This window comes from Flavobacterium aciduliphilum (assembly GCF_003268855.1).
In the GTDB taxonomy this organism is placed as follows: domain Bacteria; phylum Bacteroidota; class Bacteroidia; order Flavobacteriales; family Flavobacteriaceae; genus Flavobacterium; species Flavobacterium aciduliphilum.
On the sequence record NZ_QLSZ01000001.1, the window covers coordinates 521509 to 535352 of the forward strand.

14 protein-coding genes and 2 pseudogenes are annotated in these 13844 nt (G+C 30.6%); 3 read left to right on the forward strand and 13 right to left on the reverse strand.

Annotated features, from left to right (window positions below; genetic code table 11):
* Positions 1 to 142: 142 nt before the first annotated feature.
* The 4 genes and pseudogenes from CLV55_RS02555 to nadA all read right to left on the reverse strand — a co-directional run bounded on the left by CLV55_RS02555 (position 143) and on the right by nadA (position 2138).
* Positions 143 to 589, reverse strand: coding sequence for a hypothetical protein (locus CLV55_RS02555; RefSeq protein ID WP_146739520.1), 447 nt, complete (start codon positions 587 to 589; stop codon positions 143 to 145).
* Between the two features lie 69 nt (positions 590 to 658).
* A pseudogene (locus tag CLV55_RS13075) lies at positions 659 to 835 on the reverse strand (nucleotidyl transferase AbiEii/AbiGii toxin family protein); the annotation flags it as partial.
* 11 nt (positions 836 to 846) lie between these two features.
* The gene (locus CLV55_RS02565; protein WP_112112151.1) at positions 847 to 1209 is read right to left on the reverse strand and encodes an FAD-binding protein; all 363 of its coding nucleotides are present in this window, start codon (positions 1207 to 1209) and stop codon (positions 847 to 849) included.
* A gap of 2 nt (positions 1210 to 1211) precedes the next feature.
* The gene (gene nadA, locus CLV55_RS02570) at positions 1212 to 2138 is read right to left on the reverse strand and encodes a quinolinate synthase NadA (RefSeq protein ID WP_112112152.1); all 927 of its coding nucleotides are present in this window, start codon (positions 2136 to 2138) and stop codon (positions 1212 to 1214) included.
* 139 nt (positions 2139 to 2277) lie between these two features.
* Between nadA and ric the strand changes: the two genes are divergently transcribed.
* The 3 genes and pseudogenes from ric to CLV55_RS02590 all read left to right on the forward strand — a co-directional run bounded on the left by ric (position 2278) and on the right by CLV55_RS02590 (position 6019).
* Positions 2278 to 3006, forward strand: a complete 729-nt coding sequence (ric, locus tag CLV55_RS02575) for an iron-sulfur cluster repair di-iron protein (RefSeq protein ID WP_112112153.1) — start codon at positions 2278 to 2280, stop codon at positions 3004 to 3006.
* A gap of 32 nt (positions 3007 to 3038) precedes the next feature.
* Positions 3039 to 5345, forward strand: a pseudogene (locus CLV55_RS02580) (ribonucleoside triphosphate reductase).
* Positions 5339 to 6019, forward strand: coding sequence for an anaerobic ribonucleoside-triphosphate reductase activating protein (locus tag CLV55_RS02590; RefSeq protein ID WP_112112156.1), 681 nt, complete (start codon positions 5339 to 5341; stop codon positions 6017 to 6019). Before CLV55_RS02580 ends, CLV55_RS02590 begins: the two are co-directional and overlap by 7 nt.
* Here the strand turns inward: CLV55_RS02590 and CLV55_RS02595 are convergent.
* The 9 genes from CLV55_RS02595 to CLV55_RS02635 all read right to left on the reverse strand — a co-directional run bounded on the left by CLV55_RS02595 (position 5987) and on the right by CLV55_RS02635 (position 13840).
* Positions 5987 to 7312 carry a cbb3-type cytochrome c oxidase subunit I gene (locus CLV55_RS02595; RefSeq protein ID WP_112112157.1) on the reverse strand — a complete coding sequence of 442 codons (1326 nt, stop codon included), beginning with the start codon at positions 7310 to 7312 and terminating at the stop codon, positions 5987 to 5989. The genes CLV55_RS02590 and CLV55_RS02595 overlap by 33 nt on opposite strands.
* Positions 7299 to 7727, reverse strand: a complete 429-nt coding sequence (locus tag CLV55_RS02600; RefSeq protein WP_112112158.1) for a c-type cytochrome — start codon at positions 7725 to 7727, stop codon at positions 7299 to 7301. Before CLV55_RS02600 ends, CLV55_RS02595 begins: the two co-directional genes overlap by 14 nt.
* 9 nt (positions 7728 to 7736) lie before the next feature.
* On the reverse strand, positions 7737 to 8174 hold the full coding sequence (locus CLV55_RS02605) for an OsmC family protein (protein ID WP_112112159.1): 438 nt from the start codon (positions 8172 to 8174) through the stop codon (positions 7737 to 7739).
* Between the two features lie 72 nt (positions 8175 to 8246).
* Entirely contained in the window at positions 8247 to 8486 is a 240-nt protein-coding gene (locus CLV55_RS13080) for a cytochrome C oxidase subunit IV family protein (protein ID WP_112112160.1), read from the reverse strand.
* Positions 8487 to 8488: 2 nt separating this feature from the next.
* Complete coding sequence (locus tag CLV55_RS02615) at positions 8489 to 9064, reverse strand: cytochrome c oxidase subunit 3 (RefSeq protein WP_112112161.1); 576 nt, start codon at positions 9062 to 9064, stop codon at positions 8489 to 8491.
* The gene (locus tag CLV55_RS02620) at positions 9055 to 10023 is read right to left on the reverse strand and encodes a PAS domain-containing protein (RefSeq protein WP_112112162.1); all 969 of its coding nucleotides are present in this window, start codon (positions 10021 to 10023) and stop codon (positions 9055 to 9057) included. The genes CLV55_RS02615 and CLV55_RS02620 overlap by 10 nt, the downstream gene beginning before the upstream one ends.
* 1 nt (position 10024) lies before the next feature.
* Positions 10025 to 11764 (reverse strand): nitric oxide reductase activation protein NorD, encoded by a 1740-nt coding sequence (locus CLV55_RS02625; RefSeq protein ID WP_112112163.1) that lies wholly within the window; start codon positions 11762 to 11764, stop codon positions 10025 to 10027.
* A gap of 20 nt (positions 11765 to 11784) precedes the next feature.
* Positions 11785 to 12564 (reverse strand): CbbQ/NirQ/NorQ/GpvN family protein, encoded by a 780-nt coding sequence (locus CLV55_RS02630; protein WP_112112164.1) that lies wholly within the window; start codon positions 12562 to 12564, stop codon positions 11785 to 11787.
* Between the two features lie 13 nt (positions 12565 to 12577).
* The gene (locus CLV55_RS02635; RefSeq protein ID WP_112112230.1) at positions 12578 to 13840 is read right to left on the reverse strand and encodes an alginate export family protein; all 1263 of its coding nucleotides are present in this window, start codon (positions 13838 to 13840) and stop codon (positions 12578 to 12580) included.
* Between the last annotated feature and the right edge of the window lie 4 nt (positions 13841 to 13844).

Below are 13844 nucleotides of genomic sequence, written 5' to 3' on the forward strand. Positions count from 1 at the left end.
AAACCTAAATCGTCAATTTAAACTAAACGAAGAATATATTCTAGTTGCTAAAATGAAATTAGTGAAATGAAGTAAACGGCAGCATTGATGCTTGGAATACTTGGACTAGGAGCAATTTTTGTGCAGATGAATGAGATAATGATTATGAAATATTTATCCCTTTAGGTTTTGGAAAATCTATTCCTAAATGGTCATACAAAGCCCTTACTTTGGAACGCCAACTTATTCGAGCTTCTATCCAAGTTTTACTACCTTCAGTAATTTTTATGTTATCGTGTGTATGTGTTGGAAATTTTGAGGAAGCCGTTATGTTGTCAAAACTAATTAGAAGTTCAAGATTATCTAAAACAGATTGGTTTTTATCTAAATCAAAAATTGTTTTATCTTCTTCTTTGTCGAATTTTTGAGCTTTATCTTTTAGACTTTGATAGAGATTGCTTAATTTGATTTCATCAGTAATAAAATCTAAATCGTAGATGTCTTTTTTAGTAGAACGATTGGATAAACTAACTAGTTTGTATAAACCAATATCTGCTTTACTGAATAATCGGATGTCATTGATAGATTCAATTTCGAAAAGATGTTTCATGTTTTGTAAAACATCAACTTTTATCATTGTTCCATCTTCAGTGTCAATAAAAAATCTTAAAAAAGAGTATTAATCATTTATATCACATGGATTATCAAAATTTCTAGCATTCTTCCAGAAACGAGTTTTTATCTCTTCTTGAATTTTATTAAATCCATCTAAACCGATAATTTCGGGACAGAATAAATCGATATCATCTGAAATTCTATGATTGTATTGTAATGCTAAATTTGTTCCACCTGCTAAACTGAAATTGGCTAACGATGCCCTCCTTCTCTCCCTAAATCTAAAGTACCCTCTTCGTTTTGATCAAATCTTGTTCCCCAATCAATTAACTCTTTTAATCGCTTTGGACCATCAGTAATGACCAAAGAAACTATATCTTTATCACACAAGCCATCTCCACACACTAAGGTATCATCTATGTGCTTTTCAAAATTGTCATCTAACTTATTTTGAACAATGGCAATGCCACCTTGTGCATATTTAGTATTTGATTTATCTTCACTAGATTTGGTGACAATTGTAATCTTTTTGTTTGGAAACTTAGTAGCAATTTTAATAGCAAAAGTCAAACCAGCAACTCCAGAACCTATTATTAAATAATCAGTTTGTATCATTTTTAGGATAATTTAAGCATCCGTTGTATTGGAATCAGTGCTTTCATTCTGACATCTTCAGGAATGGTAATTTCAGGAACTTCATTAAGCAAACAGTCATATACTTTTTGTAAAGTATTCATCTTCATAAAACCACATTCGCTACAAGCACAAGTATTATCTTCTTGAGAAGGTGCAGGAATCAAAACTTTATTCGGAACTTCTTGTTGCATTTTATATAAAATTCCCGCTTCAGTAGCAACAATAAATTTATCACTCGGAGAAGACTTTACATAATTAATCATTCCCGAAGTTGAACCTACATAGCTCGCCGTTTCAAGAATATGAGTTTCAGATTCAGGATGAGCTATTATTTTTGCATCAGGATTTTTTTTATGAAGTTCAATTAATTTATCTAATGAAAAAGCTTCATGAACCACACAAGATCCATCCCAAAGTAGCATTTTTCTTCCTGTTTTCTGAATAATATACTTACCTAGATTTTTATCAGGTGCAAAAATAATTGGGATATTTTTAGGGATAGATTCTACAATTTTTAATGCATTAGAAGAAGTACAGACTAAATCACTTAGAGATTTTATTTCTGCTGAACAATTCACATAGGTAATAACAGTATGATTTGGATGAGATTCAATAAATTCTTTGAAAAGATGTGGTGGGCATGAAGCAGCCAAAGAACAACCAGCTTCTAAATCAGGAAGAATAACTTTTTTAGTCGGATTTAAAATTTTAGCAGTTTCTGCCATAAAATGAACACCTGCAAAAAGAATAATATCAGCTTCAACTTTGGTAGCCTCTTGTGACAAACCCAAACTATCACCAACATAATCAGCTATTTCTTGAATTTCAGGTTCTTGATAATAATGCGCTAAAATAACCGCATTTTTTTGCTTTTTTAAAGTTATAATTTTTTGTTTTAAATTTTTCACACAAATACAAATACTTTGAAATTATATAAATAATAATAATTTCAAAGAAACGATTCAAATTATTCAAACAATATGATTTTAATCATAATTTTTTATTTCAAAACGGTTGTATTATTGATGAAACTTAAATTTCAATATTATGAATATATTAGAACACATAACAATAGGAGAATGGGTGGCTGAAGATTACAGAACAGCTTCTGTTTTTTCAAAATATGGAATTGATTTTTGTTGCAAAGGAAATATAACTTTGGAGGAAGCATGTGACAAAAAAGGGATAGATTCAATTGAAGTTCAACACGAAATAGATATTATTCTTAATACGAAAGCAACACATGATATAGATTTTAAATCTTGGCCAATTGACTTATTAATTGACTACATTGAGAAAGTACATCATCGTTATGTTGAAGAAAAATCAGTTACGCTGCTTTTGTATCTAGACAAACTTTGTAAAGTGCATGGTAAAAGTCATTCAGAATTATTTAAAATCACAGAACATTTTAAAACCTCTGCAGGAGAATTAGCTCAACATATGAAAAAGGAGGAATTGGTTCTATTCCTTTTTATAAAAAACTTGTTTTACGCTTTAAAAACGAATACTGCTATTGCGCATCCTCATTTTGGAACCGTAAATAATCCTATTGCAATGATGATGAATGAACATGATGCAGAAGGAGAACGATTTAGAGAAATTGCAAAACTCACAAATAATTACAATCCTCCAACTGATGCATGTGAAACTTATAAAGTGACTTTTGCAATGCTGAAAGAATTTGAACAAGATTTGCACAAACACATTCATTTAGAAAACAACATCGTGTTTCCAAAGGCAAAAGAAATGGAAACAAAACTTAATCTCAACTAATTAAATAAACATAGAAACAAAATATTTATACTATGGAGAAATTCGTGATTAAAAGAAATGGAGATTACAAGCCTTTTGAATCTTACAAAATAAAGGATGCTATTGAGAGAAGTTTTGAAAGCGTCACTATTCCTTATGATGAAAGTATTTTCAACAGTGTTATGTCTTCCATAGGCATTAAAGATACTTGGGCTGTAGAAGAAATACAAGATATGATTGAAAAAACTCTGTTTCAAAAAGAGTATTTTACAGTGATGCGCTCATTCATGCTTTATCGTCATACAAGAAAATTACAACGCGAACATGTAGCAGGATTAAATGATGATACAACCTATGTTGACAGCACACAAACCATTGAAGAATACATTTCACAAACCGATTGGAGAATTAACGCTAATGCAAACACGTCCTATTCTAATGCAGGTTTAGTAAATAATGTGGCAGGAAAAATCATTGCTAATTATTGGTTGGATAAAGTCTATTCCAAAGAAGAAGGCTACGCTCACCGAAATGGCGACATCCATATTCATGATTTAGATTGTTTAACAGGTTATTGTGCCGGATGGAGTTTAAGAGTATTATTAAACGATGGATTCAATGGTGTACGTGGTCGTGTTGAAAGCAAACCTCCATCACATTTTAGAGAAGCATTAGGACAAATGGCAAATTTTCTTGGTATTTTACAAAGTGAATGGGCAGGAGCACAAGCATTTAGTTCTTTTGACACTTATTTAGCACCGTATGTTTTTAAAGATGATATAAGTTTTGATGAAGTGTTGAAAGCGGTTCGTAGCTTTGTTTATAATCTAAATGTTCCTGCACGCTGGGGACAATCTCCTTTTACCAATATAACATTAGATTGGGTTGTTCCAGACGATTTAAAAAATCAGATTCCAACTAAAAACAACCATCATTTCTTTGAAGGTAATTTCAATCATGATTTAGTAGTAAAAGCTAATCAGCGTGGAGTTGATAAACCAACCGATTTACGTTACGAGCATTTTCAGGAAGAAATGAATTTGATCAACAAAGCCTATTACACAGTAATGACGGAAGGTGATGCCAATGGTCAACCATTTACTTTTCCAATTCCAACAGTAAATATAACCGAAGATTTTGATTGGAATGGCGAAAACACCGAAATACTTTTTGAAAACACTGCAAAAATTGGTTCTTCTTATTTCCAAAATTTTATTGGAAGCCAATACATATTAGATGAAAAAGGCAATAAAGTTGAAAACGAAAGTGCCTATAAACCAAATGCCGTTCGTAGTATGTGTTGCCGATTACAACTAGATTTAAGAGAATTACTAAAACGAGGTAACGGGCTTTTTGGAAGTGCCGAAATGACAGGAAGTATTGGAGTTGTTACTATCAACATGGCTCGATTAGGTTATTTATATGAAGGCAATAAAAAAGCATTTGTTAAGCAATTAGATAAATTAATGGAAATTGCTAAATCAACATTAGAGAAAAAAAGGATTTTTATTCAAGAGATGTATGATAGAGGTTTATTCCCGTATACGAAAAGGTATTTACCTCATTTTAGAAATCATTTTTCAACAATTGGGGTAAACGGAATGAACGAAATGGTTCGCAATTTTACCAATGATAAAGATGATATTTCTACACCTTTTGGCAACGATTTGTGTATAGAAATTTTAGACCATATTCGAAATAGAATGAAAGAATTTCAAGAGCAAACAGGTAATCTTTACAATCTTGAAGCCACACCTGCTGAAGGAACAACTTATCGTTTTGCCAAAGAAGATAAAAAAAGATTTCCAACTATTCTTCAAGCAGGTCAAGGAGAAAATATTTATTATACAAATAGTTCACAAATTCCTGTAGATTTCACGCAAGATCCTTTTGAAGCGTTATTGATGCAAGATGAATTACAGTGCAAATATACAGGTGGAACCGTGCTACACTTATATATGAATGAAAGAATTAGCTCGTCCGAAGCTTGTAAAAATTTTGTGAAAACGGTTTTAACCAAGTTCAGATTACCTTATATAACTGTAACTCCAGTATTTAGTGTTTGTCCAGTGCATGGATATTTAAATGGTGAGCACGAGTATTGTCCAAAATGTGATGAAAAACTTTTGGAGGAATTAGATAATGAAACTTTATTAGAAAGTACAATAAATAACAATTAAACACAACAATCCAAAATGAATACAAAATCGTTAGAAATTTTAGAACACAATCAACATTTAAGAACTAAATGTTTGGTTTACACAAGAGTAATGGGGTATCATCGCCCAGTTGAGAGTTTTAATATTGGAAAAAAAGGAGAGCATAAACAGCGTGTACATTTCAGAGAAAACCAGTGTTAGCTAAACCAATTTGCAATATTACTCCATTTACATTATTAGATTATCCCAATAAATCAGCTTGCATTCTATGGTATGCAGGTTGTAATATGCGTTGCTTGTATTGTTATAATCCCGAAATTGTTTTAGGAAAAGGAGCCATTACTTTTTCTGAAACAATTTCTTTTTTAAAAAAGCGCAAAGGATTACTCGATGCCGTAGTTTTTAGCGGTGGCGAATGTTTAATTCATAAAAATATTGTCGAGCAAATTAAAGAAGTGAAAGCATTAGGTTTTTTAGTCAAAATAGATACCAATGGATCGAACTCAAAAATAGTAAAGCAACTGATACAAGATAATCTAATAGATTATGTTGCATTAGATTTTAAAGCATTAAAGCCTAGTTACAATGCAATTACAAAGTCTAATTTGTTTGACGAATTTGAAAGTTCCTTTGAACTTCTTTTAGCCAGTACAATCCCATTTGAGATAAGAACTACTTATCATTCTGAATTGATTTCAGATGTTGAATTAAATGAAATGATTCATTTTCTTGAATATAAAGAATACAAAGGAAACTACTATATTCAGTATTTTAAAAACAATGTTGAAACATTGGGAAATCTTTCTTCTTCATTAAAAATTAATTCATCAAGAATTGAAAATTCACCAAAGATTAGAGTTGTTTTTAGAAATTGATTTTATGTTTTTCAAATATTCAAATACTATAATATTAAGACCTACTAAAATTCCGAGCCCAAAAATGACAAATAAAATATAAATCCAATGCAATGAATCCTGTAATTGGTTAAAGGATTCGTTCTTACTAAAGAAAGTCCAATATCCTTTTTTAATTCCCATAAGTAGCAAACTTGCCCAAAATAAAAAGAATGAAATATTGAAAATTTTAATTCCATTTCTAATTCTTTTTTCTGAAATAAAAGTAAATTTATTTTCACTTTCCAAAATATAAGCTATTGATGATAAAAGAATTAAAGTATTTATTCCAATAGTCGTACCCATCGAATGTGCAACTGTAATATGTGTTCCGTGAGTGAATAAGTTGATAGATGGAATAGAAATTAATAATGCCAGAATGATGTTTAAAAACACCCAGAAATCTGCCAAGATCATCAATCTATATGTTAATAAAAATTTGGTTTGCTTTTCTTTAGATAGGTTTTTTTTCCAATCATAAATTATCGAAAATAAAATAATCCATTCGGTCATGCTGATTGCATAAGCCAAATATCGAATCCAAGGAGCCGATGGAATAATATAAATATGATGTGCCCAACCAAACATTAAATTGGTTAATCCTAAAAAATAAAAAAAGAAAGCCTTTTTTGAGTTAGCATAACTATCATCGTTACTTATTTTAGACATTACAAATAGCGATGTCCCATAAACCAGCATATTCCATGATCCTACATAAGAACCTCCCGATTTCCATTGCAAAGAAATGTTCTGAATAAAATGATCTCTGAAATAAGGTAACAACCACAAATGTGCTTCGGTAAAATGATAAATCATAAATGCAATCCCTGTTGCCCACATCCAATAATAAATAGGCCAATTTTTAAATGAAGGTAGCATGGTTTTATAATAATTGATGCCAAATAAAATCCACCCTACTACAATTGGAAAGTAAAAATAACTTGGAAACTCTAAATATTCTTTTCCAGCGAAATTCTTTGATAAAAAAGAAATAATTATTCCAATTCCTGTGAAAACAAACAGCCAAAAATGAACTTTTATAAGAAGCAGATTTCTTGGTTTTATATAATAATAAATTCCTCCAATTGCCGAAAGTAATATCCAAGAGACTACAAAAAGAGTATGCAAAGGACGAACAGCGTTGAACGGCAAAATTTCTTTAATAAAATTCGGAATTACATATTGAAAACCTGCTAATAATCCGCAAAGAAGCCCAAAAAGAAGCGAAATTAAACCTATATAAATAAAATAGAGCGGATATTTATCTGTTTTCATGTTGCTTATTTTTTATTTCAACCCAACCGTTATATTCAATACTTGCTTCTTTATTTGGATAATAACCTGTTTGGTCAACTTCTTTCAAAAATTGAATTAAAGCTTTTTTTTCATTTTCTTTGAAATTAAATTTTGGCATAGCATTTACACCGCTATTTAGCATGGCTTTTATATTGGCTTCATCTCTTTTGGAATAAATATTAGTAAGATCAGGACCAAGATAACCGCCCAAACCATAGAATTGATGACAAGAATTGCAATTTTTTTTTAACCAAATGGATTCACCTTGTAACGCTTTTTCGGAAAGATGAATTGTTTCATAATCTTCTTTTGAAGTATAAATAATAAAGTTATACGCTAAAAAAAGACTAATTAGTAGCGATAGGAAAAGTAAATATTTTTTGGATGTCTCCATTAATAAATTTTAATTTTCAATATTGATTGTTGGTTTCAATATAACTTCACTTTTGATTGAATTTGAAATCAAACATGCTTTTTCAGACAATTCTAAAACACGTTGTGCTTTCTCTATTTTGTTTAGATCGGCAATTGTTAATGTTGGTTTTAAAATTATTTTAGTCATTAAGTATTTACCCTCTATCTTTTCAAGAATCCCCTCAGAACTACATTCAAAAGAAATAAAATCTAATTTTGAATATTCTGAAATTGCCAAAAAAGTTGTCATAAAACAACTCAATACAGAAGCCGTAAATAAGTGTTCAGGCGACCAAATATTGGGCATTCCTTTGTCAAATTCAGGAGGAGTTGCCACTTCAATTGTTGTTGGTAATTCAGGAGATGAGATAAGCCCTTTTCTGTCGCTTTCCCATTTTAAGTTTACATTATAAATGTGATTTTCCATTTTTTTAAATTTGTTTGCAAAGTGCTATTTTTTAGTTCTCTAATTTTATGATTTCAATCATGGTTTTATTTATTATGAAATAATTATGATTAAATTGATAATGATTAAAATTGTTATCGTTGAAATTTTCCAAAAAGAATGCGCTTTTTTAAGCTCCATGAACTGAAATGCAACTAATAAAAACTTAACTGAGAATAGTGCTAGAATTAAGCATTTTTTTATGAAAGAATCTAAGGGAAGATTGACTATTAAAAAAGTAGCAAATGTCAACAATAGTAATAATGCGAACGTATATGTTAGTTCCTTTTTCATAGTTAAAAAATAAGGAATAAAACAGGAAATAACAATAGCCAAATCAAATCACACATGTGCCAAAAAGCGGCAGAAGCTTCAACATCTTCTATGGATGTTTTTGTAATATTTCGGTTTAAAATAAATAATATGACCAAGCCAACCACAACATGAATTATATGAAACCCAGTTAAAAGCCAATAAAATGTAAAGAAACTATTGGTATCTAACAAATAACCAGCTTCAATTTTTATATAATATTCAACACTTTTTAATACAATAAAAAGCAAACCTCCAACCATTGTAATTTTGAACTGAAAAGAAGCTTTTTCAAAATTCTTTTCTTTGAAATTATGAACCGCATTTGCAATAAAAAAACCACTTGCAAGTAATAAAAATGTATTAATAGTTCCAAAAGTTCTATTAAGGTGCAAACTAGATTCGTGAAAAAGTTGTTGATTTTCTTTTGCACTAAAAACCAACGCAACAAGTGCCATTCCGAAGGTAAAAAGCTCTAAAAAAATAATTATCCACATCAAGATTCCTCCTGGTGGATAATAGAAATTTTTGTAATTTATTTTTATGTTTTTTAGCTCCATTCTAGCAATCTTCTTTCTCCATTAATTTGTTTAAAATCGGTTATGTCTTGTGACATTTCAATAACTCCTTTGTATTCTTTTTCTGAATTGCGAACAGCAAAATAACGGATGTATATTAATCGGTCTTTATAGTTTATCCAAAAAGAAGCTTCGTTTTGTTCTCCTTTTCTGAATGCTTCTAAAATTTTCAATACCGTATCAACGCTTTTTGGTGGGTGACAAAAGCGAACTTCTCTTCCAATAACCCCAGCACTTCTTGGGAAAACTCTTTCTTCACCTCGGTTATAAAAAATCACCTTATCATTTTCATCTACATAGGTTAAATCGATAGGTAATGTTTTGAAAAGTAGGTTTGCTTGTTCTACAGTCATATATCCTTCATCATAATGTGCTGCTTTTTCATCAAAAACGACTTCAGTTCTTCTTTCAGTATCTTGTGATGGATGAATGTACTCAGGTTCGTTTGGATAGTTTGGTGGAACATCGGCTAACATCCAACCAATTTCATCTTCCCCTCTTCGCATTACCTTCCAGTCATCATCAGATAAAATTTCTAATGCATTAGGAAATAAAACGGTTTCTTCCACTTCCAATAATCTATTTATGTTTTGTATTGCTAATTCGGTATTGTGTTTTGCTGAAATCAAATTTTTGTCTTCAATGTTTTGTCTAACAATTCTAAAGATTTGTCTAATAATATCATGAAAAGACCACATATTCTGTGATGGTCCAGTCCAATCTTTTTGTTCAAGAAATGGGAAAAGTTGATTTTCTTTACGTTCAAAACGTTTTTCAATTGTTGCCAGTTGGTTGAATAAATTATAAAACTTCTGAAAGTCATTATTGATGTCAACGTGAATAAGGTCATCTGTAATAGAATGAATTAGAAGTGTTTCATCTAAATAATTTTGAATTGGATGTCCTTTTTCTAATTTTTTATTTTGGAATTCTGATGTCATTTTAATTTTGTTTTATTTTTTCGTACAACTTTACCATTGATTGTAGTAGTTCTGTTGGTGTTGTTAGAATTTGATAGTGATTTTGTCCAAACATTTGAGGTAAATAATATTTAGCTTGTGCTTCAATTGCCAAGGCATAGGAACTAATATCTCTTTGATTTAATTCTCGTAAGGCTTGTTTCACATCGTTAATTCCGTATTTGCCTTCATACTTGTCATAGTCGTTTGGTTTTCCGTCAGAAATGAGAATAATCCACTTGTTTTTTGTACTTCGCGTGTCTAATCTTGCTCCAGCATGACGCAAAGCAGCACCAATTCTTGTATAGCCAGATGGTTCAATTGCACCTACTTTATTTTTGGCAATAGCCCAATTTTCATCAAAATCTTTAACAGTTAAAAAGGTCGAAAAATTTCGTGTTTTGGAGTAAAAACTATCAATTGAAAAGTCGATATTGAATTCGTTTAATATTTCGCCAAACAAAATAGAAACTTGTTTTTCAACATCAATTACTCGGTTTCCAGCTGCATAACTATCACTTGATAAACTAATGTCTAAGAGTAATAAAATGGACAAATCTTTTTCTTTTTTCCGGTTGGAGAGATAAATTTTATCGGAAGGTGTTTTTTTCGAATGAATATCTACGTATAAATCTGTAATAGCATCAATATCAAATTCTTCGCCTTGGTTTTGACGCTTTTGTTGCTGCATTTTGTTGTTCAAATTGGTTAAAATTTTTCTTAAATTTAATAGTGTTGAATTATTCTTTAATATTGTATTTTGATAGTATTTGGAATCTATTTTTAGTTGAATTTTTGGATATACTTTACAGAAATGGTCTTTGTATTTTCTTTTTTCAAAATCCCATTCGTCATAAGTTAAATGAAAACCATTAGAATCGATTTCGGCACTTTCAGAGATTGAAGTGTTTTCAGTAAATTCCGCTTGATAAACAGAATGAGCAGTATCGTCAACACGAACAGTGAATTTCATATTAAGATCTTCAATAGCGTTTTCGTGTTTTTCTAAATAGTCGGAACCATCAAAATCACGCCAGTTTCCATTGAACTCTTCGGCAGTTTCTACTTTCTCAAAACTATGAAGCAATACATAATCTTCTTGTTGTTTTTTATCTATTTCAACGGTAGTTATTTCTTCAACAGCTTTTGCTTGCAATGTTGTAGTAATTTGTTCTGAATTAGGTTTTTTTACTAAATCCGAAAAATTTTCTAATATTGTTTCAGTGTTTTCTTCATTATCATTTTGCATCAACTTGCCATAAATCCATGAATAATCGGCTGTGTTTTTTGGAGTTGTTTTAGCTTCAAAATGCGATTTTAAGTTTTGATAAATAACTTTTGAATTGGGATATTTTTGAAACAATAAGGTTAAAATATCCTCCTTATTTTGTTCAGACAAAACTTCATCTAACGTTAAATTTATTTTCAATTCAGATTGAACACTTAGAAATAATATTCTAAAAAAATAAAAACCTAAATTGGCTTCTTTTGTAGCAAATTCATTAAAATAAATAGGAAGAAAAAAATTGTTATTTTTATAACCACCTTCTCGTTCAGCAGGAAAAAGTTCAATGGCATTTCCTGTAATTGCTCTTGCTAAAATGGTCAAACGAGGTTTAATATCCTTTAAGAAGATAGCATTATTATCTAAAAGAATTTTATTCTTATTTCTTTTTTTGAAATATTTAGAAACGGTTCCAAAAAGTAGCTCGTCTATATCCATTATTAAGTTTTTATGACTGATTATATCATCAAATCACACAAATCTTTCAATGACTGAACGGTTTGCAAATCGTCGGTTAATGGCTCCACTATTGCAATGTGAGTAGAAAGTCGTTTGGGTAATCCGCTTTTAATTAGCGTTGCCGCATTAACTAATAGTCGTGTCGAAACAGTTTCGGTTAATCCAAGTTCGGTTAGATTTCTTATTTTTGAACCAATCGCAACTAGTTTTTTAGCATTTTCAGCATCAACTCCAGTTTCGTTAATAAGAATTTCTATTTCTTGTTTGGTTTCAGGATAATTGAACGAAAGCGCCGAGAAACGTTGTTTTGTTGAAGGTTTCAACTCTTTAAAACCACGTTGATAACCAGGATTAAAAGAGGCAACAAGCATAAAATCTTCATGTGCTTTTACAGTAATTCCTAATTTGTCAATAAACAACTCTCTACGATGATCAGTAAGTGAGTGGATGGCAACAATAACATCAGGTCTTGCTTCTGCAATTTCATCTAAATAAATAATTGCGCCTTCTTTTACGGCTGTGGTCATTGGTCCGTCAACCCAAATAGTTTCGGCTCCTTTTATGATATATCTTCCAATTAAATCGGTTGAAGAAGTCTCTTCATGACAGGCAATGGTGATGAGTTTTTTTTCCAATTTATGCGCCATATATTCAATAAAACGCGATTTTCCTGTTCCGGTTGGCCCTTTTAAAAGTAGCGGAATTTTATTGGAATAAGCATGGGAAAAAATTTCTTCTTCTTTTCCTACAGAAAAATAGTATGGTATTAATGAAGCCATTTTTTTAGAATTATTAAGGTTTTACTTCAGTTTTGTAATTAAATAGATTAGGGTTTATTTTTAGAGATATAAATCCCCAATTATTGCCTGCATTTTTATTTCCACCTTTTAAAACTTCCATTGATGTTGTTGCAAACATTTGCGAAAAACCTGCATCAATTGTTACATTCTCATACATTTTGTAGGCTAAAGTAAAGTCTAATTCGGTTCCTAAATAATTGTCTTGTTTTTCACCAGCTTTATAAATTGATGCTGCTGAGGCAAAATAATGAGGAGTTAGTTTGGCAGAAACTTTATTTTTTTCATATTCTAATGTTGCATAAACATCAGTTAAACCAACAGAATTTATATGATTTCCAACATAAAAATAATCCATATAACCATTAAACTTATGATTAGTTCCGTATAATGGATTAAACGATTTCACATCGGTTGAAGTGTCATTTTGATCTTTTCCTGAAAGACTTTCGAAACCTAAAGTTGCATTTAGATTTGTTGAAAATTTGTACCCAACATTTGCAGATAAATAGTTTGCATTAACTGAATTGTCAGATAGTTTTCCAGTCTGTAAATAAGCTGCTCCATTGATATTTAAGTTTCCGTTTTTGTAAACCAATCGCGAACCTAATGTTTGGCTGTAATCTACTTTTTCTTCTGTTTCAACTAAATAAGGCATTCCGTTGTTTAAAACTAAAACACTCAATCCTATTTTCTTAAAATCAGTATGATACCATAGATATTGCAATGATTTGTATTGATTTAAAGCATAGTTTTCTTCGAAGTTGGTTTCTTTATTTGCATTGTATGCAACACCAAAATGAATTTTATTTGTTGCGTTAGGTGCAAATTTTAATACAAAGGCATCGTGGCTTCTTGCTTGCATTGCCCAATCAACATTGCCAAAAATTCTTGCATCATCATAATTAATTTCTTGACGTCCAACTTTAAAAGCAAATTTTTCATTCATTGCAACTTCTCCGTACCCTTCATGAAACGAAGAGGCGATATCGTCTTTAGAGTTAGTCAAAGCATCGCCCCAAGTTCTAACATTTTGAGGTGAAACCACTAATTTTATATTTTTAAATGAATAGTCAAAAATCAACCTTGTTCTTTGAGATATAAAAGAAGCGGATTCTTCAGTATCGGGTTTTAGCGTTCCATAACCATTTCTGTTTTCAAAGCGCGCTCTTAAATCGGCATTAACATTAAATTGTTGTGCTGAAATTGTAACTGTTCCTAAAAGGCCAATAAGAACTGTGTATATATGTTTTTTCATGATA

Excerpts from the sequence above, each read along its gene's own strand:
- CLV55_RS02555 (WP_146739520.1), bottom strand. The coding sequence starts at position 589 with ATGAAACATCTTTTCGAAATTGAATCTATCAATGACATCCGATTATTC.
- CLV55_RS02565 (WP_112112151.1), bottom strand. The coding sequence starts at position 1,209 with ATGATACAAACTGATTATTTAATAATAGGTTCTGGAGTTGCTGGTTTG.
- ric (WP_112112153.1), top strand. The coding sequence starts at position 2,278 with ATGAATATATTAGAACACATAACAATAGGAGAATGGGTGGCTGAAGAT.
- CLV55_RS02595 (WP_112112157.1), bottom strand. The coding sequence starts at position 7,312 with ATGAAAACAGATAAATATCCGCTCTATTTTATTTATATAGGTTTAATT.
- CLV55_RS02600 (WP_112112158.1), bottom strand. The coding sequence starts at position 7,727 with ATGGAGACATCCAAAAAATATTTACTTTTCCTATCGCTACTAATTAGT.
- CLV55_RS02605 (WP_112112159.1), bottom strand. The coding sequence starts at position 8,174 with ATGGAAAATCACATTTATAATGTAAACTTAAAATGGGAAAGCGACAGA.
- CLV55_RS13080 (WP_112112160.1), bottom strand. The coding sequence starts at position 8,486 with ATGAAAAAGGAACTAACATATACGTTCGCATTATTACTATTGTTGACA.
- CLV55_RS02615 (WP_112112161.1), bottom strand. The coding sequence starts at position 9,064 with ATGGAGCTAAAAAACATAAAAATAAATTACAAAAATTTCTATTATCCA.
- CLV55_RS02620 (WP_112112162.1), bottom strand. The coding sequence starts at position 10,023 with ATGACATCAGAATTCCAAAATAAAAAATTAGAAAAAGGACATCCAATT.
- CLV55_RS02625 (WP_112112163.1), bottom strand. The coding sequence starts at position 11,764 with ATGGATATAGACGAGCTACTTTTTGGAACCGTTTCTAAATATTTCAAA.
- CLV55_RS02630 (WP_112112164.1), bottom strand. The coding sequence starts at position 12,564 with ATGGCTTCATTAATACCATACTATTTTTCTGTAGGAAAAGAAGAAGAA.
- CLV55_RS02635 (WP_112112230.1), bottom strand. The coding sequence starts at position 13,840 with ATGAAAAAACATATATACACAGTTCTTATTGGCCTTTTAGGAACAGTT.